Source organism: Streptomyces sp. A5-4 (genome assembly GCF_051131715.1).
GTDB lineage: Bacteria > Actinomycetota > Actinomycetes > Streptomycetales > Streptomycetaceae > Streptomyces.
The window spans coordinates 805,457-830,718 of record NZ_CP178591.1; the positions used below are offsets into that span (position 1 = coordinate 805,457).

The 25,262-nt window shown below is 70.2% G+C and carries 19 protein-coding genes; 6 read left to right on the plus strand and 13 right to left on the minus strand.

The annotated features are described in order from the left end of the window. Positions 1-18: 18 nt before the first annotated feature. Positions 19-2,184: a hypothetical protein gene (locus ACLLJJ_RS03615; protein ID WP_434587801.1), complete on the minus strand. Its 2,166-nt coding sequence runs from the start codon at positions 2,182-2,184 to the stop codon at positions 19-21. Positions 2,185-2,651: 467 nt separating this feature from the next. Between ACLLJJ_RS03615 and ACLLJJ_RS03620 the strand changes: the two genes are divergently transcribed. Genes ACLLJJ_RS03620 through ACLLJJ_RS03630 form a run of 3 tightly spaced genes read left to right on the plus strand, consistent with a single transcriptional unit; the run spans position 2,652 to position 6,800 of the window. Further along, positions 2,652-5,006, plus strand: coding sequence for an FHA domain-containing protein (locus ACLLJJ_RS03620; RefSeq protein ID WP_434587802.1), 2,355 nt, complete (start codon positions 2,652-2,654; stop codon positions 5,004-5,006). 10 nt (positions 5,007-5,016) lie between these two features. Continuing rightward, a complete protein-coding gene (locus ACLLJJ_RS03625; RefSeq protein WP_434587803.1) occupies positions 5,017-5,784 on the plus strand; it encodes a hypothetical protein in 768 nt (255 codons plus the stop codon). Next, on the plus strand, positions 5,784-6,800 hold the full coding sequence (locus ACLLJJ_RS03630) for a serine/threonine-protein kinase (RefSeq protein ID WP_434587804.1): 1,017 nt from the start codon (positions 5,784-5,786) through the stop codon (positions 6,798-6,800). The genes ACLLJJ_RS03625 and ACLLJJ_RS03630 overlap by 1 nt, the downstream gene beginning before the upstream one ends. Before the next feature lie 13 nt (positions 6,801-6,813). On the opposite strand, the gene ACLLJJ_RS03635 is transcribed toward ACLLJJ_RS03630, so the two are convergent. Then, a complete protein-coding gene (locus tag ACLLJJ_RS03635) occupies positions 6,814-8,094 on the minus strand; it encodes a streptophobe family protein (protein WP_434587805.1) in 1,281 nt (426 codons plus the stop codon). Positions 8,095-8,252: 158 nt separating this feature from the next. Here ACLLJJ_RS03635 and ACLLJJ_RS03640 point away from each other — a divergent pair, with 158 nt between their 5' ends. Beyond that, the gene (locus ACLLJJ_RS03640; RefSeq protein ID WP_434587806.1) at positions 8,253-9,530 is read left to right on the plus strand and encodes a DUF6777 domain-containing protein; all 1,278 of its coding nucleotides are present in this window, start codon (positions 8,253-8,255) and stop codon (positions 9,528-9,530) included. Positions 9,531-9,560: 30 nt separating this feature from the next. Here ACLLJJ_RS03640 and ACLLJJ_RS03645 read toward each other — a convergent pair whose 3' ends face one another. The 9 genes from ACLLJJ_RS03645 to ACLLJJ_RS03685 all read right to left on the minus strand — a co-directional run bounded on the left by ACLLJJ_RS03645 (position 9,561) and on the right by ACLLJJ_RS03685 (position 20,291). Further along, complete coding sequence (locus ACLLJJ_RS03645; protein WP_434587807.1) at positions 9,561-12,446, minus strand: NHLP bacteriocin export ABC transporter permease/ATPase subunit; 2,886 nt, start codon at positions 12,444-12,446, stop codon at positions 9,561-9,563. 1 nt (position 12,447) lies between these two features. Continuing rightward, positions 12,448-14,730: an NHLP family bacteriocin export ABC transporter peptidase/permease/ATPase subunit gene (locus tag ACLLJJ_RS03650; RefSeq protein WP_434587808.1), complete on the minus strand. Its 2,283-nt coding sequence runs from the start codon at positions 14,728-14,730 to the stop codon at positions 12,448-12,450. Continuing rightward, complete coding sequence (locus ACLLJJ_RS03655; RefSeq protein ID WP_434587809.1) at positions 14,727-15,533, minus strand: HlyD family efflux transporter periplasmic adaptor subunit; 807 nt, start codon at positions 15,531-15,533, stop codon at positions 14,727-14,729. The genes ACLLJJ_RS03650 and ACLLJJ_RS03655 overlap by 4 nt, the downstream gene beginning before the upstream one ends. Positions 15,534-15,714: 181 nt before the next feature. Further along, entirely contained in the window at positions 15,715-15,924 is a 210-nt protein-coding gene (locus tag ACLLJJ_RS03660) for a type A2 lantipeptide (RefSeq protein WP_434587810.1), read from the minus strand. 462 nt (positions 15,925-16,386) lie between these two features. After that, entirely contained in the window at positions 16,387-17,763 is a 1,377-nt protein-coding gene (locus ACLLJJ_RS03665) for a cytochrome P450 (RefSeq protein WP_434587811.1), read from the minus strand. Positions 17,764-17,772: 9 nt separating this feature from the next. Beyond that, the gene (locus ACLLJJ_RS03670) at positions 17,773-18,363 is read right to left on the minus strand and encodes a GTP-binding protein (protein ID WP_434587812.1); all 591 of its coding nucleotides are present in this window, start codon (positions 18,361-18,363) and stop codon (positions 17,773-17,775) included. Beyond that, positions 18,338-18,718: a DUF742 domain-containing protein gene (locus ACLLJJ_RS03675; protein ID WP_434587813.1), complete on the minus strand. Its 381-nt coding sequence runs from the start codon at positions 18,716-18,718 to the stop codon at positions 18,338-18,340. The genes ACLLJJ_RS03670 and ACLLJJ_RS03675 overlap by 26 nt, the downstream gene beginning before the upstream one ends. Continuing rightward, positions 18,715-19,125 (minus strand): roadblock/LC7 domain-containing protein, encoded by a 411-nt coding sequence (locus ACLLJJ_RS03680; protein WP_398954279.1) that lies wholly within the window; start codon positions 19,123-19,125, stop codon positions 18,715-18,717. Before ACLLJJ_RS03680 ends, ACLLJJ_RS03675 begins: the two co-directional genes overlap by 4 nt. Continuing rightward, the gene (locus ACLLJJ_RS03685; RefSeq protein WP_434587814.1) at positions 19,122-20,291 is read right to left on the minus strand and encodes an ATP-binding protein; all 1,170 of its coding nucleotides are present in this window, start codon (positions 20,289-20,291) and stop codon (positions 19,122-19,124) included. The genes ACLLJJ_RS03680 and ACLLJJ_RS03685 overlap by 4 nt, the downstream gene beginning before the upstream one ends. Positions 20,292-20,796: 505 nt before the next feature. On the opposite strand from ACLLJJ_RS03685, the gene ACLLJJ_RS03690 reads away from it, so the two are divergent. Together ACLLJJ_RS03690 and ACLLJJ_RS03695 are read left to right on the plus strand one after the other, a co-directional pair. Then, complete coding sequence (locus ACLLJJ_RS03690) at positions 20,797-21,498, plus strand: lysophospholipid acyltransferase family protein (protein ID WP_434587815.1); 702 nt, start codon at positions 20,797-20,799, stop codon at positions 21,496-21,498. Between the two features lie 65 nt (positions 21,499-21,563). After that, positions 21,564-22,595, plus strand: coding sequence for an NAD-dependent epimerase/dehydratase family protein (locus ACLLJJ_RS03695; protein WP_434587816.1), 1,032 nt, complete (start codon positions 21,564-21,566; stop codon positions 22,593-22,595). A gap of 104 nt (positions 22,596-22,699) precedes the next feature. Here ACLLJJ_RS03695 and ACLLJJ_RS03700 read toward each other — a convergent pair whose 3' ends face one another. Next, the gene (locus tag ACLLJJ_RS03700; protein WP_434587817.1) at positions 22,700-24,223 is read right to left on the minus strand and encodes an alpha/beta hydrolase; all 1,524 of its coding nucleotides are present in this window, start codon (positions 24,221-24,223) and stop codon (positions 22,700-22,702) included. A 224-nt stretch (positions 24,224-24,447) separates the two neighbouring features. Next, a complete protein-coding gene (locus ACLLJJ_RS03705; protein ID WP_434600289.1) occupies positions 24,448-25,179 on the minus strand; it encodes an urease accessory protein UreD in 732 nt (243 codons plus the stop codon). Between the last annotated feature and the right edge of the window lie 83 nt (positions 25,180-25,262).

Consider the following 25,262-nt stretch of genomic DNA (forward strand, 5'->3'; position numbering starts at 1 on the left):
GTACGCCGGTCGTGCGGGTCAGCCCGTGACGCCGTAGAGGATCCGCTTGAGGACTCCGGCGGGCACCGGCAGACGGGGGGCGCTGCGCTGCATGGGCTGCGCGTTGCCCGGCTGGCTCACCTTGTTCACGGACGGCGGGACCGTGCCGGCGGGCAGCGTGAGCGTCACCCGGTCCTGGAGCAGCCCGGGGGTGGCCCGCCCGGAGAGCGATCCGGCGTAGGGGCTGCCGAACGCCTGGCTGCCGAGCAGCAGATTCTGCCGGGTGCCGGTGGGCAGTGTGGCGATGGCCCGGATGCCGCTGGGGGCGCGCACCGTGACGGCGTTGCCGATTCGGTAGGCCGTCACCTGGCCGGCCTTGACGGCGGTGTCCCAGGCGGCCCGCTCGCGCAGTTCCTCGCCGATCTGCTGCTGGCGCAGATTGACCAGCGGGGTGTTGTCGGCGTACAGCGCCCTGTAGTCGTTGATGATGCGGTCGAGCACCGGGTAGGCGATCCGGTCCTCGGCCAGGTTGGACTGGTGGATGAAGTGCGGCCTCGGGTCGTTGGCGAGGACATGGCTGAGCCCGATGCGTACTTCCAGGGGCACGATGTAGTCGGCGTATCCGGTGACCGTGTCGAGGGGCTCGCTCAGGCAGGTGGTGCCCGGCGCGGTCTCGCAGACGCCGCTGCCGCCCTGGGCCGCACTGGAGTAGATCCAGTTGTACTCGTCGATCTGCTCGGTGACGCGGCCCGCGTTGTAGAACACGTTCATGGGGTAGCGGGGCACGGTGAGCGCCGGGCCGACTTGCCGCTGCACGCGGTCGCGGGAGTTGTCGGAGCCGAGCGAGGTGATGTTGTTGTCGGCGAGCGAGGGCGCGAGGTTGGGGTTGTCGTTCGGCTGCTGCGGCAGGATCTTCAGCCCCGAGTGCTCACCGGTGATCAACTCGCCGTTCTGCTGCGGGAGTCCGGCGCGCTCGCCCCAGGCGCGGTTGTCGCTGATCTGGGCGGAGATCTCGGCCCGGGTGACGTACTTGGTGCTTCCGTCGGGGTTCTTGGCGCAGATCCACGGGACGACCGTGACGTTCTGGACGCAGCCGAGGAAGGGGTGGTTGTAGGTGTGGTTGATCCAGCGGTAGGCGTTCTTGTCCGCGGTGAGCTGCTGCGCCAGCGGGTCGGCGCCGGCGTGCTCTTCCTTGTAGAGCTCGCTGCCACCACCGTTGTACGCCATGTCCAGGGTGAATCCCTTGGCCGCGGACCACTGCGTCGCGTACTGCGCGTCGGCTGCCGTCATCCGGATCGGGTCGGGCTCGCCGCCCTGGCCGGGGGCGCAGTCCACATCGCCCGGGGTGCAGTTGAGCTCGGTGTCCCAGCGGTCGTCGGCGGCGAAGACGTCGTCGACGTGGACCGCGAAGTAGTTGTGGGAGGCGCCGATCCGCACGCCCTGGGTGAGCCAGTCGACGATGCCCCGGGCCAGCAGCCGGAACTGGTTCTGATACTGGTTGTAGACGAAGCCGACGACCAGTTCGCGGCGGCCGTCGTGGCGGTACTCGCCGACGATCGAGCCGCGCTCCTGGGTGCCCGGGATCGGTGCGTCCACGTAACTGGTGAAGGCCGTCCCCGGCAGGGGCTTGGCAACATGGGCGTAACTCTCGCCCACCGTCGGCGAGTTGTTCTCGAAGGGGACCGCTCCGTCGAGATAGCCGAAGGGCCCGGCCTTGCCCGCGGCGGTCACCCCCGCGCTCACGCCGTCCAGGGAGCCGCTGTAGCCGCCGTTGGCGGGGTAGTTGAGCCCGACCTCCGGCCTGGCGTACGTGTAGGCGTCGACCTGTGGCACGGCGAAGGCCTTCTCGTACGAGACGAGCGCCGTCATCTCCGCGGAGTCCACGGGGAAGGGATTGTCGTTGGGCAGCACCACGGCCTGGTACTTGGCCCGCGGGCGCCCGTCGACGGTGTCGGCGAGGAAGCTTCCGTTGATCACCGGTCGGTCCTGGCGGGACAGATCGACGGTGGTGTACGGCGTGCCCGCGCCGTCGAGTTCGGCGGCGATCGCGGCGGTGGCCGGACCACCGTCGCTCACCACCAGGACTTTCAGGTCGATACGCGGATCCGGCGCCGCGGCGGCGCCGGAGGCCGGTGCGACGAGTGTCAGCATCAATGTGGCTGCGGACAGCGTGGACAAGGCGGCAAGTCTGGCCGTACGGCTCATGTGTATGGATCCTCCCCGGAAGGGGCATGCCGGATACACAGCCGGCATGCCCCCACCCCCCAGCGGGATGGACGCTCTCGAAGCCGCCCCCCTGTCCCGCTCTGTCGGATCACATACTGAGGGGCGCAATGGAGGTCTTGTGAGGGCATCGTGAAACCTGGCGCGAAACACACCCGTCTCACCTATAACCAAATCCGGCCGATCGACTCCCCCAGCACCCCTGCCCCACGCGCCAACCGGGCAGTCACCGGGCCTGCGCCACAGCTCACGACATCGAAAGCGTTTACCGCGCCGACCGGCGCACTCGTAGGGTCTAGACCACCGAAAGATTCCTCGGGCCACTCACCGGATTCAGCCAATCACCGACAGTCCCCGGCCCGGCAATCGCAGGCCGGTCGGCCCGCCGACCCACTTCGATCTCGGCGCCCAATCAAGCGCATTCCCGGGTGAATAGCTAGAATTCAGACATGGGACAGCGTGCTGTGACCCCTAGTGCCCCCGAACTCGTCCTCGAAACCGACGCAGGTTCTACGGTGATGAGCCCGAGCCGGGACTATCACGTCGGGCGGGACCCGTTGAGCGACATCGCCATCGACGATGCCCGGGTGTCCTGGCACCACGCGGTGATCCGGGCCGTGGACGACCATTGGACCGTTGAGGACGAGGACAGCACCAACGGCACCTACACCGAGGGCCGGCGGATCCACGAGTCCACCGTGGGCCCCGGCAGTGTCGTCCGGTTCGGCAACGCCACCGACGGACCGCGCGCCGTTCTGCTGGGCCGTGCTCCACCGCCTGACGCCCCACGCCCACCGGACCGCCCGTCCTCCGTGTCCATGCCCGCGGCCACCGGTACCTTCCGGCAGCCGACCACCGTGCGGCCACTGCCGGTCCGCACCGTGCGCATCGGCCGCGGCGGCGACAGCGACCTGGTCGTCGACGACCTGACCGTCTCGCGCCGGCACGCCGAACTGCGAGCGCACCCGGACGGTACGTACGAGATCGTCGACCTCGGCAGCCACAACGGCACCTTCCTCAACGGCCGGCCGATCGCAAGCGCCCCCGTCTCCGCGGGGGACATCGTCGGCATCGGCCACTCGGCGTTCTGCCTGGCCGGCGACACACTGCAGGAGTTCGTCGACACCGGCGAGGTCTCGCTCGATGTCCAGGACCTGGCGGTCACGGTCGACAAGGGCCGCAAGACACTCCTCGACCACGTCTCCTTCCCCGTGGGCGCGAAGTGCCTGCTCGCCGTGGTGGGTCCCAGCGGCGCCGGAAAGTCCACCCTCCTCAACGCGCTGACAGGACTGCGCCCCGCGGACCGGGGCACTGTCCTGTACGACGGCCGTGACCTCTACCGCGACTACGCGGAGCTGCGCCAGCGCATCGGGCTCGTGCCGCAGGACGACATCCTGCATTCCCAGCTGACCGTGCGCCGGGCCCTCGGATACGCCGCCGAGCTGCGCTTCCCCCACGACACCGCGAAGGCCGAACGCCAGGCCCGGGTCACCGAGGTGATCCGCGAGCTGGGCCTGGAACAGCGGGCCGACCAGCCGATCCACAGCCTCTCCGGTGGCCAGCGCAAGCGGGTCAGCGTCGCCCTGGAGCTGATGACCAAACCGTCGCTCCTCTTCCTCGACGAACCGACCTCCGGGCTCGATCCGGGCATGGACCGTTCGGTCATGCACATGCTCCGCGGGCTGGCCGACGACGGCCGCACCGTCGTCGTCGTCACGCACAGCGTGCTCAGCCTGGATGTCTGCGACCGGCTGCTGATGCTCGCCCCGGGCGGCCGGATCGCGTACTACGGGCCACCCGAGGACGCACTCGCCTTCTTCGGGTTCGAGCAGTGGCCGGAGGCGTTCGAGGCCTTCGAGAACGACCACGGGCGCGACTGGGCGGAGCAGTACCGCCAGTCGCCGTTCCACCAGCAGTACATCGCGAACTCGATGGTGCGGCCGGCCCTGCCCCAGGCCCCCGCCCCGGCGTCCGCCGCCCCGCCGAGGACGCGGAGCTGGGGTGCGCAACTGCGGACCCTGGTGCGGCGGTACGCGGCCGCGCTGAGCGCCGACCGGACCTTCCTGGCCATCATGATCGCCCTGCCGTTCGTCATGGGCGCGATGGCCCGCGCTCTGGCGGGCTCGAAGCTGACCCAGGAAACGGCGATGAACGCCCTCCTCATCCTCTGTGTGGGTGGTGTGCTGACAGGCGCTGCCAACGCCGTGCGCGAGTTGGTCAAGGAGCGGGTGATCTATCAGCGGGAGCGTGCCGTCGGGCTGTCCAGATCCGCGTATCTGATGTCCAAGGTCGTGGTGCTCGGCACCATCACAGTGCTGCAGGCCGTCGTCCTGACCCTGGTCGGTCTGGTCGGCGTCGATCTGAACGCACCGGGCGGTGAAGGGGTGTTCATGCCGCCGCTGGCCGAAATCACCCTCGCCGTCGCGTTGCTGTCGTTCACCGCGATGATGCTCGGTCTCCTCGTGTCGGCGCTGGTGCGCAAGGAGGAGGTCACCATGCCGCTGCTGGTCCTCCTGGCCATCATCCAAGTCGTCTTCTGCGGAGCGCTGTTGAAGCTGAACGGAGTGGTGGGGGTCGAGCAGTTGTCGTGGCTCGTTCCCTCCCGGTGGGCGGTGGGCGCGATGGCGGGGACGATCGGACTGGCCCGGATCGTTCCCGGCAAGCTGACTGCGGATCCGCTGTTCGAACACTCCGCGGGAGTGTGGCTGGTCAACATGGGGATGCTGGTGGTGCTCTGCGTCGTCTTCGGATACGTCGTCGCGAAGCTGCTGCGCCGGCACGAACCCGCGATCATGCGGAAGTAGGGGCGGGCCCATGGCGACCCCGGAGTTCCACCCGACCCATGTCGTCCCCCGGGACGGCCTGCCCGCCTGGGAGGCACCGGACGCGTCCCGGCCCACCGACCCGCTCGACCCGCTGCTTCCCGTCCAACTGCTCGACCGGCGCGGGGACTGGGGGCAGATCGCGTGCGCCAACGGCTGGTCCGCGTGGGTCGACGGCAGGCTGCTGGTCCCGGTGCCCCAGGCACCGCCATCGGCCGGGCAGCCGCTCGCCCGCACGGCCGACCCGCGGCCACTGCTGGCCCGCGTCGAGGAGTCGCTCGGCCAGTACCGGCGCGCGGCGCAGGACCTGGCCGACGGGCGCGGTGACGAGGAGAGCTTCAGGCGCCGAACCCGGGGGCTGCGGGTCGGGATGGTCGTCGACGGCGAGTCGGTGTGGCTGTACGACGCCGAGCACGAGCGCTGGGTGTTCTGCGACGGGACGCGGCTCACCACGTACGCGGCCTCCGGGGGACCCGGCTCGGGCAACGCACCCGCGCACCGCCGGACGGACGCGCCGCGACCCTCGAGTACGGCAGGGCCGGAGCCGACCCGGGTGGACGTACAGGAGGGGGCGGACCAAGCCCCGCGGGACGCGGCGGGCCCGGAGCCCACGCAGGTGGTGGACCCGGCCCGGGTGGCCGAACACGGCCCGGCCGACGCGGCCGACAGCGGTGCGACGCGCCTGGTGAAACCCTTCGGCGGCGCCGAAGGCGCCCAAGGGCCGGACGGACATCCGCCCACCAGGGCCGGTGACCGGTGATGGGCCATTCCCCGCACGAACCGGACCTGCCCGCGGGCGCCGCGTCCGGCCTCATCGGGAAACAGATCGCGAGCTACCTGGTGGAGTGCGAGATCGGCCGCGGCGGCATGGCGGTCGTCTACCGCGCCAAGGACCTGCGGCTGGACCGTACGGTCGCCCTCAAGCTGCTCGCCCCCGAGCTCGCCCGCAACGACACCTTCCGCAGGCGGTTCACCCATGAGTCGCGGGTGGCCGCTGCGATCGACCACCCGCACATCGTCCCGGTCTTCGAGGCCGGCGAGACCGACGGCGTTCTCTACATCGCGATGCGCTACGTCGCCGGACAGGATTTGCGCGCCCTGCTGGACCGGCAGGGGCCGTTGTCGATCGGAGCGGCGACCCGCATCGCCGCGCAGGTGGCGTCCGCACTCGATGCGGCCCACGACCACGACCTGGTGCACCGGGACGTCAAACCCGGCAACATCCTGGTCGCGGAGGGCACCGACAGCGATCACCCCGAGCATGTGTATCTCACCGACTTCGGGCTGACGAAGAAGTCGCTCTCGCTGACCGGGTTCACCAGCGTGGGCCAGTTCGTCGGAACGCTCGACTATGTGGCGCCCGAGCAGATTTCGGGGCGCCCGGTGGACGGCAGGTGCGATGTCTACAGCCTGGCCTGCGTCGTCCACGAAACCATGGCCGGGGCGCCGCCGTTCCAGCGCGACGACGACATGGCGCTGCTGTGGGCCCATCAGTTCGACCCGCCGCCCGCCCTGACCGGGCTGCGCCCCGATCTTCCGGCCGGCGTCGACGGTGTCCTGGCGAAGGCCCTCGCCAAGAGCCCGGACGACCGGTACGACTCCTGCCTCCAGTTCGTGGCCGCGCTGCGCGCCGTCGCCGTGGGCGGCGGTCCGGTCGGCGGGGGGCACGCGCGGACGCGGGTGGACCCGGGCACCGGTGCCCGGACGCCGGTGGCCGGGCCGCCGCCCGCGCCGCCCCGCTGGGCGCGGGCGGTCTTTCCCGGCCTCCTGACGTAGACGTCGGCGGACCTCAGCGGGTCGGCGGCTCCTCCTCGCCCCGACGGTGCACCCGCGACGCGAGGAGGCCGCCGAGGAAGCCGGTGACCAGCCCCCAGGCCACTGCCACACCGAGCGCGGTCCACAGGCGCGGCCGGAGCGCCACCTCTCCGCCGAGGCCGCCGCCGAGGTCTCCGACACCCAGCAGCGACAGGCCGTAGTGCGCGGAGATCCGGGCGACCAGGCAGACGATCAGCACCGTGAGAGTGAGTGCCACCGCCATGTGCGCGGCGTGCTTCCACGGCCGCATCCGGGCGGGCGAGCTGACGGCCATGAGGAACGCGGCGGCCAGGAGGGCGACACCGGCGACGGCGACCAGCCACCAGATGCGTCCGTCGTATTCGGCGAGCGTGCGCACGCTCAGGGTGGAATTGTCCGGCGTACGGAGTACGGAGTCCAGCGCCTGCGGCATCGGCAGCCCGAAGGGGCCGTCCACCTTGCCCTCCCAGGAGGCGCCGAGCCCGAGCGTGAGGGCGAGCCAGACGAGGTTCGGCAGTCCGAGAAGGATCACTGCGGCCGTCTCGGCGGGGTGGCCGCGCGTCAGCACGACGACGAGTCCGACCACCAGTCCCAGGGCGACGTACCCGAGGAGCAGCACCACCATGGCGTGGGCGGCGGGGCGCACCGTCTCCTGGAAGCGCACCAGGCGGGCGGGCAGCGGGGCTCTGCGTGACACCAGGAGGGCGAGGACGAGGACGCCCACGAGCCACAGCGGGCCGAAGAAGAGGGTGGCGGGGATGTCGACCTCGAACCCGACCTCGGGGGAATCGTCCAGTACGTCGCCGATGACACCGCCCGTCGGGTCCTCGACCGGGACCGTGAAGCTGTGGCGGGCCAGGGCCGAGAGGCCGATGAGCGTCAGCAGCCACAGCGCCGCGGGCCGGGCGGCCCGGCCGACGAGTTCGCGGGTACTTGCCACGGCTCGGTGACGCAGCGGGCGCAGGAACCCCGCGGCGATCGTCAGGGCGCCGACGAGCGTCACCGAGAGGGGCATCACCGTGAGGCTGGCGCTCGTCTCGGCGATCGCCCCGGCGTCTCCCGAAAGCCCGACACAGCCGCCGGCCGCCATGACGACAACGGCCGCGACCACCGCGGGGAACGCGCCCCCGGGCAGACCGGTCGCACCGGCGGCCCACAGGCCGAGGGCCGCCGTGACCACCATCGCCGTCAGCCCGGCGAGCACCGCCACCAGGGCGTCGCGCCACAGCTGTGGACGCGGTGCGGCGCTTCCCGCGACGGATTCTTGTCGGCTCACGCTGTCAACGCTAAGCAGGGGTTCGGCTCCGCGCCCGTCGAGCGGCCGACTGCTCGGCCTGTGGATCTGCCGGCTTGCGGATCTGCCGGGTACCCGGCACAGAATGGGGACTGTACGTACTAAATTGGGATGAATCCCTACGTTGGGAAGCAGAGCCCGTGAGTACCCCACCACCTTCGTCAGGCCGCCCCACAGGGCCCCCGTCCGGCCCTCTTTCGGGCCCCTCGCAGCCGGGTCCGACCCAACAAGTGCCCACGCCGCCGACCGGTCCGCCCACCGAACCGCCGAGCGGCGGAGGCTCCGGTGGCCCTGTTGGTCCGGGCGGCGCGTCAAAGGGGCCTGGGGAGGAACCCGGCCGCCCCTGGTGGCGGTCCGTGCCCCGGGTGGCGGCGACCGCCTGCGCCCTGGTGGCCGCGGTCGTGCTGACCGTCGTCCTCACCCGGCCCGACGGCGGCCCGGTCGCGGGCGGCGAGGTCTTCCTCCAGGCGGCGGGCTCGTCCGGGCCCGATCCGTACACCGGATCGACCGCGCGCAAGAGCTCCGCCGAGACGGCGCCGCCGAGCGCGTCAGCGTCCACGCCCCGGTCCGATTCGACGGACCAGTCCACCGTCACCCGCGGCGTGCGCGGGTCCGCACCTGGTCTGTACGGCGGCACACGCAACATCGCCACCTGCGACGTGGAGAAGCAGATCACCGCGCTCACCGCCGAACCGGCCAAGAACAAGGCATTCGCCTCGGTCCTGAGCATCAAGCCCGCCGGCGTACCCGCGTATCTGCGGAAACTGACGCCCGTCCAGCTGCGCATGGACACCCGGGTGACCAACCACGGCTACCGCAGCGGCTCACCCACCAGCTATCAGGCCGTGCTGCAGACGGGCACGGCCGTCCTGGTCGACGACCGCGGTGTGCCGCGGGTGCGCTGCGCCTGCGGGAATCCGCTGCTGGCGCCGGTCGCCGTACAGGGCACGCCCCGGCGGACGGGTGACAACTGGCCCGCCTACCAGCCGTCGAAGGTCGTGGTGGTGGCGCCCGCGGTCCAGGTGGTGAACGTGTTCATCATGTTCGATCCGCGGAACGAGCAGTGGTTCTCGCGCGGCGCGGGCGACACGGGCGGCGGCGACAAGAAGACCCCGCCGCCGGTGACCGACCCCTCGCCGCCCACCGGCACGTCGTCGCCGCCCACGTCCCCGTGCCCGCCGCCGTCCGTCGGCGGGGCCACGTCTCCGGAGACCGGCGGGACCACAGGAAGCTGTCCCCCGTCCTCGGCGCCGCCGTCCTCGGCGCCGCCGTCCTCGGCGCCGCCGTCCTCGCCGCCCGTACCGCCGCCGTCCTCCGAACCGCCGACATCTCAGCCGCCCCCCGCGTCCCCGGCGGAGGATTCCCCGGCGCCGCCTTCCCCGCAGTCCGGCTCGGCGGCCCCCGGGGGCGTCTCCTAGGAGCCGCCGGGAGAGCAGGGTCGGACCGGGTCATGTCATCTGACGCCGCACCAGCCGGCGGAGGTGCCCGTCGGCGGCGAGCAGCTCGCCCGGCGGGCCCTGTTCGACGATCCGGCCGTCCGCCATGACGATCACCTGGTCGGCGTCCATGACGGTGGACAGCCGGTGGGCGATCACCAGGCGGCTGGCGCTCAGTCGGCGGGTACTCTCGGTCACGACCCGCTGGGTCTCGTTGTCCAGTGCGCTGGTCGCCTCGTCGAAGAACAGGATGCGGGGGCGCCGGACGAGCGCCTGGGCGATCATCAGGCGCTGTCGCTGCCCACCGGAGATGGCGCCACCGTCGGAGATCATCGTGTGCATCCCCATCGGCATGCCCCTGATGTCCTCGGCGAGCCCGGCCATTTCGGCGGCCTCCCAGGCCTCTTCCTGGCTGAAGGCCTCGGTGCCGCAGATGCAGTCCAGGATCGATCCGCTGAGCGGCTGCGCGTTCTGCAGGACGACCCCGCACTGACGGCGTACGGCCGCCCGGTCGAGGGCGGCCAGATCCTGACCGTCGTACAGCACACTGCCCGAGACCGGTCGGTCGAATCCGATCAGCAGCCGCAGCAGTGTCGACTTGCCGCACCCGCTGGGGCCGACGACCGCCACGAACTCGCCCGGCCGCACGGTCAGGGACACCCCGTCGAGGACCAGCGGGCCCTCCTCGGTGTAGCGGAAGGAGAGATCCCTGGCTTCGATCCCGCCGGACAGCTCGCCGGGTTGCGCGCTGGCGTCGCCGGCCTCGGGTGCCTCGTCCAGAACCGGCTTGAGCTGCTCGAACATGGGCTGGACCGCGGCGGCGGACACCAGCGCCCCGGTGAGCTGGGTGACCGAGGTCAGCAGCATCGTCACGGACGTGTTGAAGGTCAGGAACTCCCCGGCCGACATGCTGCCGCGGGCCGGACCCGCGAGCAGGATGAACATGGTGAGCGAGCTCAGCGGCAGATAGACCGCGTCGAGGACCGTGGTGAGGTTCTTGACGCGCCCCGCCCGCTGCTGCAATTCGCGGGAGCGGGCGAACTCGCGGGCCCAGGCGGCGTACGCGAAACTCTCCGCCGCCGCGACCCGCAGCTTCGGCAGGCCGCGCAGGGTCTGGAAGGCCTGGTTGTTGAGCTTGTTGCCCAGCTCCACCAGCCGGCGCTGCCACCGCAGCTGCCACAGCCCCATCCCGAGGAACACCGCTCCGATGGCGAGCAGCATGGCGATGGCCGCCAGCGCCAGCGGCACGCTGTACCAGAGGAGCAGGGCGATGTTCATCGCACCGACCGTGCTCGACTGCACGACGACCGGTCCGATGCCGGACGCCAGCCTGCGGATGGCGTTGACCCCCATCGCCGCACTCGCGAGCTCTCCGGTGGAGCGCTCGGTGAAGAACCGGGTCGGCAGCCGCAACAGCCGGTCCCACACGGCCGGTTGCAGGGCGCTCTCGATGCGTCCCTCGATCCGCAGGACCGTGAGGTTCTGCAGCAGCAGGAACGCCGCGGACACAATGGCCGCGATCACTACGGCGAGTGAGACCTGGACGATGAGACCGGTGCGGGCCGTGGGTACGTAGACACCGAGTACCTGTCCGGTCGCGATCGGCACGAGCGCGCCGAGTCCGACCGTCACCAGCACGCCGAGAAGCAGCGTGCGCAGGTCCATGCCCGCGCCGCGCAGGCCGAAGCGCAGCAGCCGCCAGGTGGTCAGGGGGTGTTCGGGAAGCGGGCGGTAGAACATCACGGCGCGCGCTTCGAGTTCCGGTGCGCTGTCCGCCCCGATGCGCCTGCGCAGCCCCGACGCCGGGTTCACCGCCTCGTACCGGCCGCGGCGCCAGAGCAGGGCGACCGGAGCTCCGGACTTGGCCCAATGGCCGACCAGGGGGCCGGAGTTCGTACGCCACCAGCGTCCGTCGAGCCTGACCGAGCGGGTGCGGATCCGTGAGCCGACCGCGATGCGCTCGACCGGGGTGACGCGGTCGCCGTCGTTCGGCGAGCCTGCCTTGGACGGCTCGGTGAGCGTGATCCCCACCGCTTCCGCGACCCGGCGGCAGACGGCGAAGGTGGCGTCGTCGCCCGCCCGGCCGGCCGCGCCCGCTGCTCGTCCGGTCCGCTCCGGCCGTCCCATGGAGGCCAGCAACGCCTGGTCGGCGCGGGCCCGGACGGTCTCGCCCGCCTTGATACCGGCGGCCGTCCGGTCCTCGTGGGCACGCTCCAGCCGTTCGATCCAGCGGTCCACCGCGGACAGCAGTCGGTACTGCTGGTTGATCATCTGCTGCCACATCGCGCCTTCGACCAGCAGCGCGTCGGCCGCTTCAGCGCCGTACGCGGCGCCGTACCGCACGCTGCCGGGGGCGACCGGCATCCAGAGGATGTCGTCGTCGGCCACGGCCTCCTCGTGGGAGGGCCGGCCGTCCAGCGGGGCCTCGAACAGGACGCCCAGGCTGCGGCCGACGCCGAGCGCGAAGGCGTGCTCCAGCGGTGTCGGGGCGGGGCCGCCGTCCTCGTACGACGGGGGCGCGTTGTAGGAGGGGTACGCGTCGTGGGGATACGCGTCGTACGCCCCGTGCTCGCCGTACTCCGGGCGGTAGAGCTCCCGCAGCGGAATGCGGCGCAGCAGACAGTCCTGGGAGGGTCTGCCGAGCAGGGTGTGCAGTGGGCCGTCGACAGGTCCCAGGAGCAGCGTTCCCCTCTCGACGCGGCCGAGGAAGTGCCAGTGGCCCTGCTGGGCGGTGTCGACCGCGAAGAGGTCCAGGGCGCCGCCCAGGACGAGCCACAGCACGTGCGGACCCTCCAGCGGCAGGCTGCGCAGCCCGGTGCAGTCGACGGGCGCGCCCAGGCCGCCGAGCGCGTGCGTCACCGCGTCGTGCTCGCCGGCGGTGGTCGGGGCCGTGGTCATCTCAGTGCTCCTTGACCAGCTCGGCGTACGGTCCGCCGGCCGCGACCAGTTCCTCGTGCCGACCGCGTTCGACGACCGTGCCGTGGTCGAGGACCACGATCTCGTCGCTGTCGCGCACGGTGCTCAGCCGGTGGGCGATGACGACGCACGCACAGCCGCGCCGCCGCAGATTGTCGATGATGAGCTGCTCGGTCCTGGCGTCCAGTGCGCTCGTCACCTCGTCGAGGACCAGCACGCTCGGCCGCCGGACCAGGGCGCGGGCGATCTCCAGCCGCTGCCGCTGCCCGCCGGAGAAGTTGCGGCCGTCCTGCTCGACCCGGCAGTGGATCCCGCCGGGCCGCCGCACGATCACATCGTCGTGGATCGCGGCGTCCCGCAGGGCGGTGACGACGGCCTCGTCCGTGATGGACGGGTCCCACAGCGCCACGTTGTCGCGGACCGTGCCTTCGAAGAGGAAGACGTCCTGGTCCACAAAGGACACCGAGGCGGCCAGCGCGCTGCGCGAGATGTCCTCAAGGCGCTGTCCGTCGATGCGGATCGTCCCCTCCCAGGGGCTGTAGAGGCCGGAGATCAGCCGGGAGACCGTGGACTTGCCGCTGCCGGACCCCCCAACGAGCGCGACCTGGCGGCCGGGGCCGACCTCCAGCGAGAAGCCGCTGAGCAGGGGCTTGTCGAGCGGGCTGTAGCCAAAGGTGACGTTCTCCAGCGTCACCTGGCCCTTGAGCCTGCGGGTGCTCGCGGCCGGCTCGCGGCGCGAGTACAGCGGGTCGACCGGGAAGCTCTCCACATCCTTCAGCCGGGCCATGTCCGCGGCGAAGTCCTGGATCCGGCCCGCGACCCCGTTGAGCCGGGTGATGGGCGCGGTGAAGCGCACCACCAGTGCCTGGAAGGCGACCAGCAGACCGATGGAGATGGCTCCATCCACCGCGCGCAGGCCGCCGATCCACAGGATCAGCGCACTGTTGAGCGTCGCGAGGGTGGGGGCGACGACGGCCAGCGCGGCGCTCGGCACACCGAGCCGCTGCTGGTCCTCCAGGGTGGTCGCGTGCTGGCCGGCCCAGCGGCGGAAGTATCCGTTCTCCCCGCCGGTGGCCTTCATCGTCTCGATCAGCTGGAGACCGGTGTACGACGTGTTGGTCAGCCGGGCGCTGTCCGCGCGCAGCTTCTGGGTGTGGGTGGCGCGCAGCCGGATCACGATCCGCATCGCCACCACGTTGAGCAGGGCGATCAGCACTCCGATGACGGTGAGCTGGGGGTCGTACGTCCACAGCAGGAGGGCGTACAGGATCACCACGATTCCGTCGACGCCCGCGGCGGCGAGGTCCCGCGCGAGGGTTTCGGCCACCGCGTCGTTGGACTGCAGACGCTGCACCAGGTCGGCCGGGCTGCGCTGGGCGTAGAAGGTGACCGGCAGCCTCAGCAGGTGCCGCAGGAAGCGGGCGCTGCTGAGGGTGGAGGAGATGATGCGCCCGCGCAGCAGGTTCGCCTGTTGCAGTGCGGTCAGCGCCGCGGTGAGCGCCACCAGCACGGCCATCGAGGCGAAGAGGGGCCCGAGCAGCGAGGTCTGATCGCCTATCAGGAACATGTCGATGTAGGTGCGGCTCAGCGCGGGCCCGGCCGCGCCGACCACGACCAGCAGGAGACTGGCGAGCAGGGCTGCCAGCAGGGTGCCCGTCGTGCCCCTCAGCCGGGCGGGTACGGCGCCCATGATCCCCGGTTTGCGACCGCCCCGGCGAAAGGACGCGGTGGGCTCGAAGACCAGGACGACACCGGTGAAGCTGGTGTCGAAGTCCTCGGTCGTGACGAAGCGCCGGCCCTTGTCGGGGTCGTTGATGTGCACGCCGCGGCGGCCGAGGCGGCGTCCGGCGCCGTCGTAGACGACGTAGTGGTTGAACTCCCAGAACAGGACGGCCGGCGCCTGGACCTCGGCGAGCGCCGCGGCCTCCATCTGCATGCCCTTGGCCTGGAGGCCGTAACTCCGGGCGGCCTTCAGGAGGTTGCTGGCGCGCGAGCCGTCGCGGGACACGCCGCAGGCGATGCGCAGCTCCTCCAGCGGCACATGGCGCCCGTAGTGGGCGAGCACCATGGCCAGCGAGGCGGCGCCGCACTCCAGTGCCTCCATCTGGAGGACGGTGGGAGTGCGGACGGCCCGGCGCTTCCTGCCGCCGGGCTGCTTGCCCGAAGGGGCGCGGCGCGTGCCGCGGCGCGGGGCCGGAGCCGGGGTCGGCGCGTTGCCGGGGCGATGGCGTCCGCGGCCCGCCGGCAGTTGCTGCTGTGCGGTCATGGAAGCAGCCAATCGATCGGATGCTGCTCGGCCAGGTGGATGGAGCCCTCGGCCAGGGTCAGGGAGTCGACCGCGAACGGTGGCCCGTCGGAGGAGGACCAGGCGTAGCCGGAGGTGGTGCGCGGCGACCGGTCCAGTCGGATCAGGACCGCCACGGGCTGCCCCCGCCGGGAGAACTGTTCGCCGAGCTGACTGCTGCCGAGGAACGCGGTGATCCGCTGCCGGGTCTGCGCGGTCCGCCCGACCGCCTTCACGCGCCCACGCAGGACGCCGTACTGCTGGGTGGGCACGGACTGGACGGTGAGGTCCACGGGCGCGCCCACGGGTACCGTCGCTCCCTCGGCCGCGGGGACGTACACCATCGCCATCAGCGGGTCGTCGGCGCTCTTGGTCTGCTCGACGGCCGCCACATCCGCTCCGGTGGTGACCACGGAGCCGATCGTGGCGACCAGGGTGGTCAGCCTGCCCGCGGCGATCGTGCGGACGAGGGCGCTGCCCTGGGCGGTACGGACCTTCACCAGGGGGGCATTGGCGGAGACCCGGTCGCCTTCCTTGGCGAGTACGCCGGTGACCTGTCCCGCGACGGGGCTCTGCAGGACATAACTGCCCTGGGCGTGGGTGAGAATTCCGGGTGCTGTGAGCGTGGAGGACACCACGCCGGTCACCGCCCACACTGCGGCGGCAATCATGACGAAGACGGTGACAGTCAGGACGAGAAGGCCCTGCGGCCGGGCAAAGCGCACCGGCAAATCAATTTCTTCGGGTGATTGCAGCTTGGAAAGGGCCTGTTGGCGGAATTGCACGGCATTCTTCCCTCAACCACAATGGTCTGGCGGGTGTGAAAATTCGGAGGGCAAGGGAACGGCCGTGTGCCCCGGAGCCGGGGGGAGGATCCGGGGCACACGCGGCCGGTCGGCAAGGAGGGGGCGCCGACAGGCCGGTTGTCACCGTTGTTCATGTGCCGCCGAGCGGCACACAGTCGGCTCAAATACCGGCGGCCAGGCCCGTGGCCAGGCCCGTGACACCGGTGGTGTTGAGGCCGGTGGCCGAGTCGGCGAGGCCGGTGACCGTGCCGACGGTGGTGTCCACGGTGTTGGTGGCCGTGCCGACCACACCGCCGAGCAGACCGCCGGACACGTTGTCCAGGTCGGCGTCGGAGATTTCCTGGGTCGCAACCTGGGGGACGGAGTTCATGATGAGCTTCCCTTCACACATGGATATCTCGAAATAACCGCGACCGGCCCCGTCAAGAGGCCCGGCTGCGACGTGAACGATCAAAGCACGTGGGCGTGTTGCGCCGCCAATCGGACAACTGCCCGGACGCTTCGAATGCCTGCGCCGAATTACCTGACGTGCACATGCGTCCATGAATTGGTGGCAGCTCCTTCACATAACCGGAGGTGTGGCTTCCGCACGCCCGGCGCGTTCTCGACGGTGAACTGGACATTCCCGCACCAAAGATCTTCGGCGGCGCCCGGATCGGGCAGGACGCGCGCCAGGTCCGTACCAGGGAGTGCGCCGCCTGCGTATTCGGTGTGCAGATTCACTGGAGGTACCCGTTCACAGAGGGCGGCCGGTCACAGAAGCGCCCGCTCGGGTGCCTGCTCAACGCAGGACCGAACGGGCGCCGGAAAGTGGAACTTCAGGTCGCGGACCTCACACCTTCCACCAGGTCAGGAATCCGCTCCACCACTTGCCCCGCTGCGGAGCGCTCCGCGTGTCCTGCGGCCGGCTGTTCCCGGGCCCCGGGGCGCCGACGCCATGAGGAGCGGGCGCCCTTCGCTCCTTGCGCTCCGGGGTGAAGCGGGCGGGAAGGGCCTTCAGCGCACGGTGGAAGGGCCCCGGCCGCCACGCGAGCATGTCGACGGGAACGGCCAGGTCGATGTCCGGCAGGCTGTTGAGAAGCTTCTCTATCGCCAGTACGGCGATCAGCAGCGCGGGGTCCTTCGCCGGGCAGGCGTGCGTTCCCGCGCCCCAGGCGAGGTGGGCCCGCTTGCTGAGCAGCTGCCCGCCCGCGGAGTTCGAGGTCAGCGCGGGGTCGGAGTTGGCCGCGGCGAAGCTGATGACCACGGGGGTGCCCGCGGCCACCGCGACTTCGCCGAGGTCCACGTCGTACACCGGGTAGTGCGCGGCGTAGTTGGCGATCGGCGGGCTGTTCCACAGCACGTCGTTGATCGCGTCCTCGACCAGCAGACCGGCCGTGTGCCGGCCGCCGGAGTACTTGTCGTCGGAGAGCAGCAGCCGCAGCGCGTTGGCGATGAGGTTCTGGGTGGGCTCGGTGCCCGCCCCGATGAGCATCACGAGCTGATGGATCATCTCCTCGTCGGTGAGCCCCGCCTCGTGCTGCATGAGCCACGAGGTGATGTCCTCGCCGGGCTGTGCCCGCTTGAGCGACACCAGCTCGAAGAGGGACTGGGTGAGGATCTCGTTGGCCCGCTCCACATCCACCCCGTCGAAGATGCCGGAGAAGCCGTGGAGCAGCCGGTCGCCGATCTCTGCGGGACAGCCGAAGAGGTCGTTGAAGACGAGCAGAGGCAGCAGCTGCGCGTAGTCGGCGATCAGGTCGGCCTCGCCGTGGCCGTTGAACTGGTCGATGAGGTAGGCGGCGACGCGGTCCACGTGCCGGCTCATCCGGTGCGTGTCGATCCGGGCCAGCGAGTCCGTGACTGCCTGACGGAGCCTCAAATGCTGGGCGCCGTCGGTGAACAGGCAGTTCGGGCGGTACGCCATCATGGGGAGAACGGGGCTGTCCAGCTGCACCCGTCCCTCGCTCAGGGCGCGCCAGTGGCGCGAGTGCCGGGCGAAGACGTCGGGGTTCTGCAGCACATGCAAGGCCGCCGTGTAGTCGGTGACCAGCATGGCCTCCACTCCGGGGGCGAGCTCGACGGGGCCGACCGGTCCGTAACCGCGCAGGTGCTCGTAGAAGCCCTGCGGGTCGGCGGCGAACTCGGGTCCGTGCAGGGGGACACTCGCACCACTGTTGTGGGCCGGGCAGCCGGGCGGCGGTGCCTGGGCTTCCGGGGGGTATTGCATGCCGAACTCCTAGGAAAGGCGCGACTGGAGGTAACGGACGAGCGCGATGAGGGCGTTCGCCGAAGAACGTTCGTCGCGCGCGTCGCAATTGACGAGTGGCGTCTCGGGCAGGAGGTCGAGGGCCTCCCGTATTTCGTCGTCCACGTGCGTCGGGGTGTCGTCGAACCGGTTGACGGCGATGGTGTACGGAATCCCGTACTGCTCGACCAGGTCCATGACCGGAAAGGACTCTTCGAGCCGCTCGGGGTCGACCAGCACCAGGGCCCCGAGGGCGCCGCGGGACATGTCTTCCCAGACCTGGACGAAACGCTGCTGTCCCGGTGTCCCGAAGAGATAGAGGACCAGGTTCTCGCTGAGCGTCAGCCGGCCGAAGTCCATGGCCACCGTGGTGGTGGTCTTGCCGGGTGCGCCCTTGAGATCGTCGATCTTCTCGCCGGCCCGCGTCATGACCTCTTCGGTACGCAGCGGCGGGATCTCGGAGAGCGTTCCGATGAGCGTGGTCTTGCCGACGGCGAAGTGCCCGACCACGAGAATCTTCGCCGCGGTCTGTACCGAATCGCGCAAGTAAGTGCGGTCATCCAAAGCGAGCTTGGAGGCCATTGAGCACCTCCTCGAGTATCCGCCGCTCAACGGGCTCGGCGCGTGGGATGGGGGTGCGCGTGAACAGGTATCCCGCGGCCTTGAGGTCGGACAGCAGCAGCCTGACGATGCCGACGGGCAGCTGCGTGTGTCCGGCGATCTCCGCGACCGCGAGATACCCGCCGGAACAGAGCTCGACGAGACGGCGCTTCTCCGGATCGAGATGATCCGACCTCGGGGCCTCGTCGGCCACGGTGATCAGAGTGATCAGCGACAGCTCGTCGTAGTCGAGGAGACTACGGCCGTTGGTGATCACATACGGCCGCACTAATTGAGGCGCTTCGGGTCCCTGCTCGGGATCGTCCGGTGTCGTCATGCCTTGGTATCAGCAATCTCGCGAGGGGGGCTGGTCAGGGCCTTGCCGAGTTGACCGACGAGCTGCTGCATACGGAAGGTGATCTCGGCCATGTCGACCTCGGGGGAGGCCGATACGGCGAGGTAGGCACCTTCGCCCGCGGATATGAGAAAGACCCAGCCGTGCTCGAATTCGACGAGGGTCTGGCGCCAGGTCGGGCGGTCGCTCGGTGGTCTGCCGCAGAAGTCGGCCACCGTTCGGGAGAGAGACTGCATGCCGCTCATCGCCGCGGCGACGGTGTCGGCGTGGTCCTTGCCGACGTCCTTCGAGCGGGCCATGAGCAGGCCGTCCGCGGAGACGAGAATCGCGTGGCGTGCCTCGGGCACTTCCAGAGCACTGTCAAGCATCCACGACAGGTCGTAATTCACTGAGCCTCATGCCCTTCGCTACTTGAGCTTGTCGAACGTCGTCCTGAGTGCGTCCCCCGCTGAAATGCCCCCATGACAGAGGCGATCTGTTCGGTCGATCGTGCCGGTGCGGCATCCGTCTCGGCCGCGGGCACGATCGAAATCGCGCCCCTGCGCCGACGTTTCGGCAGGCCGCCGAATGTGGTTGAAGGAGCCACCTGAATCTCTTCGGATTCGAGCGGCGCAGAGGAAAATTCACCCACGGGGGGATTCTCCTTCACCTCGCGTTTGCGTACGGGTGCTTCGGGCCTGCGATCGGATTCCGGCATGGCGGTGAGGAGTTCATCGGGCAGAAGCACCACGGCGCGCACTCCTCCATAGGGCGAGGTCGAGTCGACGGAGACGCTGAATCCGTACCGCGCGGCCAGTACACCGATCACGGTGAAGCCGAACTGCGGCGGGTTTCCGAGTCCCGAGACGCCGGGCGAGCGCTCGCTCGAAAGGAGCTTCGCCGCGCGGCTCTTCTCCTCCTCGTTCATTCCCACACCGGCGTCGTCGACAATGATGCAGACGCCCTTGGGCACCGGCCGGATGTTGATCTCGATCATCGTTTCGGGCGCCGAGTAACTCGTGGCGTTGTCGAGCAGTTCCGCGAGGGTGAGCGCGACCGGTTCCACGGCCTTGCTGACGATGGCGAAATTGCTCTGTGTGCGGATCTCGACGCGGGCGAAGTGGCGGATCCGGCCCTTGGCGCTGCGCACCACGTCGTACAGTGACGCGGCCGACCTCTGGCGCCCGAGCCAGCCGTCGCACAGCACGGCGATGGACTGGGCGCGCCGCGCGAACTGCGAGTTCATGTGGTCGATGTCCAGCAGGTCCTGAAGAATCTGCTGATCGCCGTACTTGCCCTGCAACTTGCTGATGGCGAGCTGCTGTTCGCTGGCGAGACCCTGAAGCGTACGCATCGCCGACTTCAGCGCGGTCTTCGTGTCGTCCTCGGCGCGCTCCTTCGCCTCTCGCACCGACTCCGCGTAATGCTCTTCGAGAGTGGCGTAGTGTGAGGCGAGTTCCAGCTTTTCCTTGCGCAGTCCCTTGATGGTTTTCCTGCCGCCGACCAGCGCGGTCGCGGCGACAGGGGTGCCAGCAATCAATGCCCACAGCGCTGGGTCCTGGAAGTATTGATTCATAAGGCTCTCTTTGAGTGGCTGGGCCGCCGTCCGCGGAATGTCCGGGGAATGCGTCCGGGTGCGCTCACGCTCTCGGGGCTCCAGGATCGGCCGCCGCGCGTCCTCTCCTGCCCGACTGCCTCAATAGGCCCGGCTGATGGCATAGCTCTCCCGGGGTGGCAGAATCCTGGGCCGACGCGGTACGTTTCGCGCCATAGCGGCTCCCCCGCCGCCTGGCAAGCGTTGATGACCTTACCATCACTCGATGGGGTGGTGATCAAGCAGATTTCTCTCTCTTTGGGTATCTGACGGAAATTCAGCAGAGGTTGCTGTATGGGGACTTGACAGCATTTGATGCCATGTCAGTAATGTGGCCGCCTCTCGTGGCGGCCGGTGCGACCCGGGGCCGTACGGCGGCACGCGGGGTGCGGCGGTGCCCCGCGGGCACAGTTACGCGCGGCGGCCCCTGCCCCTACACTGACTCCCCCGAGATGCCCATTGACCTGGCAGCACGAGGAGCAGCCCGATGTTCTACCACGTGCTCAAGTACGTGCTTCTCGGCCCCTTGCTGAGGCTGCTCTTCCGGCCCAGCATCGAAGGACTCGACCACATCCCCGAGGACGGGGCCGCGATCGTCGCGGGCAACCACCTTTCGTTCTCCGACCACTTCCTCATGCCCGCGATCATCAAGCGGCGCATCACCTTCCTCGCCAAGGCCGAGTACTTCACCGGCCCCGGCGTCAAAGGCCGCCTGACCGCCGCGTTCTTTCGCAGCGCCGGGCAGATCCCGGTCGACAGATCGGGCAAGGAGGCGGGGAAGAACGCCATTCGCGAGGGGCTCGGTGTCCTGAGCAAGGGCGAGCTGCTCGGGATCTATCCGGAGGGCACCCGCTCGCACGACGGCCGCCTCTACAAGGGCAAGGTCGGGGTGGCCGCCATGGCGATCAAGGGGCAGGTGCCGGTGGTGCCGTGCGCGATGGTCGGTACGTTCGAGATCCAGCCGCCCGGTCAGAAGGTGCCCCGCATCAAGCGCGTCACCGTCCGCTTCGGCGAGCCGATGGACTTCTCGCGCTACGCGGGCATGGAGAACGAGAAGGCGGCGCTGCGTGCGGTCACCGACGAGATCATGTACGCGATCCTCGGCCTGTCCGGGCAGGAGTACGTGGACCGGTACGCGGCCGAAGTGAAGGCCGAGCAGGTCAAGAAGTTCCCCCGCCTGCTTCGCTGACCGCGAATCGGCGCACGGCGAACGACCCTGCCCCCGCAGGACCTTCGCCCCGTAGCGTTTCGGTCATGAGCAGAGGAACCGCGTTCGTACTCGGAGCGACAGGACAGATCGGGCGGCCAGCCGTAAGGGCTCTCGCCGCGGCCGGCTGGGACGTGCGGGCCGCCTCGCGCGGCGGCGGCCGGGACGACTCCTGGCCGGAGGATGTGAGGACCGTCCGGGTCGACCGGGCCGAGGAGGGGGCGCTGGCCGCCGCGCTCGGCGACGGCTGCGACGTGCTGGTCGACATGGTCGCCTTTGGCCGGGACCACGCCCGGCAGCTGATCGCACTCGCGGACCGGATCGGATCCGCGGTGGTCATCTCCAGCGGCGCGGTCTACGCGGACGACCGGGGCCGCAGTTTCGACACCCAGAACGAGCCGGGCGGCTTTCCCCGGTACCCGGTGCCGATCCTGGAGAGCCAGCCGACCGTGGCGCCGGGAGACACGACGTACAGCACCTGCAAGGCCGCCCTGGAACAGGAGTTGCTGGCGAGCACACTGCCGACGACGCTGCTGCGGGCGGGCGCGGTGCACGGGCCGTACTGCCGGACGCCGCGTGAACTGTTCTTCGTGAAGCGCGCACTGGACGGTCGCAAGGTCCGGGTGCTGGCGTTCGGCGGGAAGAGCCGGTTCCACCCGGTGCATGTCTCCAATGTCGCCGAGATGATCCGGCTGGCCGCGCTGCGGCCCGGCTCGCGGGTCCTCAACTCGGGGGATCCGACGGCCCCGACCGTCGCCGAGATCGCCACCGCGATCGACCCGGTCATGGGCGTGGAGACCGAGACCGTCCTGGTGGAGGGCCCGGCTCCGGTCGGGGACGTCGGGCTGAGCCCCTGGGCGATCGAGCATCCCGTCCTGTTCGACATGAGCGCCGCCGAGCGCGAGCTCGGCTACCGGGCCGTCACCGGGTACGACGAGTCACTGCCGGCGACGGTCGACTGGCTGGTGCGGGAACTACGGGGCAGCCAGTGGACGGACGCCTTCGCCAAGATGGCGCAGCGCGACGGTGATCTCTTCAACTACGCCGAAGAGGACGCCTGGCTGGCACAGCGGAAGTAGCGGGACGGCGAAAGGGCCCCGGAGAAGGGGCCCTACGGAGAAGGGGCGGCCGGATGCCCGGCCGCCCCTTCTTGCCTAGTCGCCTTCTTGCCTGTCGTGAACCGTTACGGTTTCGGCGTGGCGTGCGGTGCGCACGTCACGTCGCGGCGGTCGGTCTTCCCGGTGAGCAGGTAGGTGTCGACCCGGTCGTTGACGCACGGGTTGGCGATCCCGGTGACGCCGTGCGAGCCGGCGCCCTCCTCGGTGATCAGGCGCGAGCCCTTGAACCGCTTGTGCAGCTCGACGGCGCCCTCGTACGGAGTGGCTGCGTCGCGTTCGGACTGGACGATCAGTACCGGCGGCAGTCCCTTGCCGGACTTCACGTTCAGCGGGGTCTGCTGCTTGCTGGACCAGGTGGCGCAGGGCAGGTTCATCCAGGCGTTGGCCCACGTCATGAACGGGTGGGTCTTGTGCAGCTTGGTGTTGTCCCGGTCCCACTTCTTCCAGCTGGTCGGCCACTTGGCGTCCGTGCACTCGACGGCCGTGTAGACGGCGTTGCCGTTCTCCGAGGCCGCGTTGCCCTTGGTGTCCGACATGTCGGGCGCGATGGCGTCGACGAGTGCCTGGGTGTCACCCGCGACGTACTTGCTCCAGGTCTGGGCGGTGGGCACCCAGGCGGAGTCGTAGTACGGCGCGCTCTGGAAGAACCCGGTCAGTTCGGCGGGGCCGACAATGCCGCCGAGCGGCGCCTTCTTGGCCTTGGCGCGCAGCTTGACCCACTGCTGCTCGACCTTCTCGGGGGTGTTGCCGATGTGGAAGGTGGCGTCGTTGGCCGCGACCCACTTCTTCCAGTCGTTCCAGCGCATCTGGAAGGCGACGTCCTGGTCCAGGTTGGCCTGGTACCAGACCTTCTCCTTCGACGGGTTGACCACGCTGTCGACGACCATGCGACGGACGTGGTTCGGGAACAGCGTCCCGTAGACCGCGCCGAGGTAGGTGCCGTAGGAGACGCCGAGGAAGTTCAGCTTCTTCTCACCGAGCGCGGCGCGGACGACGTCCAGGTCGCGTGCGGTGTTCGGCGTGGTCATGTGCGGCAGCAGCCAGCCGCTGCGCTCCTGGCAGCCGTCCGCGTACTCGGCGGCGAGCTTGCGCTGGGCGCGCTTGTCGGCCTCGCTGTCGGGCACCGGGTCGAGCTTCGGCGCCTTGACGAACTCCTGCGGGTCGACGCAGGAGATCGGCGAGGAGTGGCCGACGCCGCGCGGGTCGAAGCCCACGAAGTCGTACGCCTTGGCGGCCTTCGTGTAGATCGGGTTCTTGGTGGTGACCCGGGTCGGGAACCGCAGACCCGAGCCGCCGGGACCGCCGGGGTTGTAGAGCAGGGCGCCCTGACGGTCCTTCTTGGAGCCGGTGTTGCCGATGCGGTCGACCGCGATCTTGATCTTGCGGCCGTTCGGCTTCGCGTAGTCGACCGGAACGCTGACGTAGCCGCACTGGATGGGCTTCGCGATCCCCCAGTCGGCCGGGCAGTCGGTCCAGTCGATGCCCGCCTTCGCCGCGCGGTCCGCGGCGATCTGCGTCCCCCGGCCCTCCGACGTGCTGTGGCGCTTGCCGTCGGCGCTGGCCGACGGCGCGATTATCGCGCCGGCCATCAGCGTTCCCGCAATCAGAGTGCCGGCCGAGCCGAGCACTGCCGTACGCCTCAAGTGGTGCCTCCCCCTGTTTCATTTGTGTCACGTGTGACGCAAGTGGTCAATCAGTCGGTGTACGGCTGAATCCTGTCGTCTCAAGTGCCCCGGGCAACAGGCCGGACCGGCGTTTCTTTACCAATCCCATAACCGGTGAGCCGTGTCCCGGTGAGCGGTGCAGGCGGAAGCTACCGGGGAACGACGATTTGGGCTGCTTCGTCCAGGACGCGCCGCAGCAGCAGCGCGTCGGACGCCACCGCCGTGACCAGTACCGCGGGTCCCGCGAGCCCAGTGAGCACCGCAGCGTCCCCCAGCAGCCGCGCTTCGGGAGGCTCGGAGGCGAACCTCGGGTCCACCACGAGCAGCTGGCCGGTCGCCCGCGCACCGCCGAGCACCGCTCCCCCGTCCCAGCCGCCGGGCGCCCCGGGTCCGTAGGAAAGCTCCTGGTCCAGGAGCGGCCGGCCCGCCCGGCGTACGGTCAGTCGGGTGGTGAGGGTACCGGGGGCCTCGCCGTGGCGGCCGAGGATCTGCTCCTCGCGCAGCACCAGTCGAGCGGATACGGCGAGCTCGACCCGGGTGGTCATCCGCAGATCGCTGCCGTGCGCGGAGATGAGCTGTTCCGGCAGCCAGTCCAGCCGGGCGCCCTCCCCCACCGCCAGGCGTACGTCGTAACAGGCGTGGCCGGTGGTCCGCCCGGGAAGCGCGACGGTCGCCGCCGCGGAGTCCACGCGCAGCATCGCGCCGGCCCGCACGTCCGCCTCGACCGCCAGCCGGTCGCCGCCCAGTGGTGCGCTCATCGCACCGACGACGGTGACCCGGGCGTACGGCCCGGTGGCCCGGGTGCGGCGCAGGGCGAGCGGCCCGTCGCTCTCCAGCACCGGCAGGCTCGTTTCGCCCCGGCCGTCGAGGGCGGCGGTGATGCGGGCCCTCGCGGCGACACCTGTCGGCCCGACGCGGGCCGGGGCGACGGTGGTCCTCGCCCCGGCTGCTGCGGCCGTGATCG

Excerpts from the sequence above, each read along its gene's own strand:
- ACLLJJ_RS03690 (WP_434587815.1), top strand. The coding sequence starts at position 20,797 with ATGTTCTACCACGTGCTCAAGTACGTGCTTCTCGGCCCCTTGCTGAGG.
- ACLLJJ_RS03670 (WP_434587812.1), bottom strand. The coding sequence starts at position 18,363 with ATGGCCTCCAAGCTCGCTTTGGATGACCGCACTTACTTGCGCGATTCG.
- ACLLJJ_RS03660 (WP_434587810.1), bottom strand. The coding sequence starts at position 15,924 with ATGAACTCCGTCCCCCAGGTTGCGACCCAGGAAATCTCCGACGCCGAC.
- ACLLJJ_RS03665 (WP_434587811.1), bottom strand. The coding sequence starts at position 17,763 with ATGCAATACCCCCCGGAAGCCCAGGCACCGCCGCCCGGCTGCCCGGCC.
- ACLLJJ_RS03675 (WP_434587813.1), bottom strand. The coding sequence starts at position 18,718 with ATGACGACACCGGACGATCCCGAGCAGGGACCCGAAGCGCCTCAATTA.
- ACLLJJ_RS03625 (WP_434587803.1), top strand. The coding sequence starts at position 5,017 with ATGGCGACCCCGGAGTTCCACCCGACCCATGTCGTCCCCCGGGACGGC.
- ACLLJJ_RS03685 (WP_434587814.1), bottom strand. The coding sequence starts at position 20,291 with ATGAATCAATACTTCCAGGACCCAGCGCTGTGGGCATTGATTGCTGGC.
- ACLLJJ_RS03620 (WP_434587802.1), top strand. The coding sequence starts at position 2,652 with ATGGGACAGCGTGCTGTGACCCCTAGTGCCCCCGAACTCGTCCTCGAA.
- ACLLJJ_RS03700 (WP_434587817.1), bottom strand. The coding sequence starts at position 24,223 with ATGGCCGGCGCGATAATCGCGCCGTCGGCCAGCGCCGACGGCAAGCGC.
- ACLLJJ_RS03645 (WP_434587807.1), bottom strand. The coding sequence starts at position 12,446 with ATGACCACGGCCCCGACCACCGCCGGCGAGCACGACGCGGTGACGCAC.
- ACLLJJ_RS03615 (WP_434587801.1), bottom strand. The coding sequence starts at position 2,184 with ATGAGCCGTACGGCCAGACTTGCCGCCTTGTCCACGCTGTCCGCAGCC.
- ACLLJJ_RS03630 (WP_434587804.1), top strand. The coding sequence starts at position 5,784 with ATGGGCCATTCCCCGCACGAACCGGACCTGCCCGCGGGCGCCGCGTCC.
- ACLLJJ_RS03650 (WP_434587808.1), bottom strand. The coding sequence starts at position 14,730 with ATGACCGCACAGCAGCAACTGCCGGCGGGCCGCGGACGCCATCGCCCC.
- ACLLJJ_RS03695 (WP_434587816.1), top strand. The coding sequence starts at position 21,564 with ATGAGCAGAGGAACCGCGTTCGTACTCGGAGCGACAGGACAGATCGGG.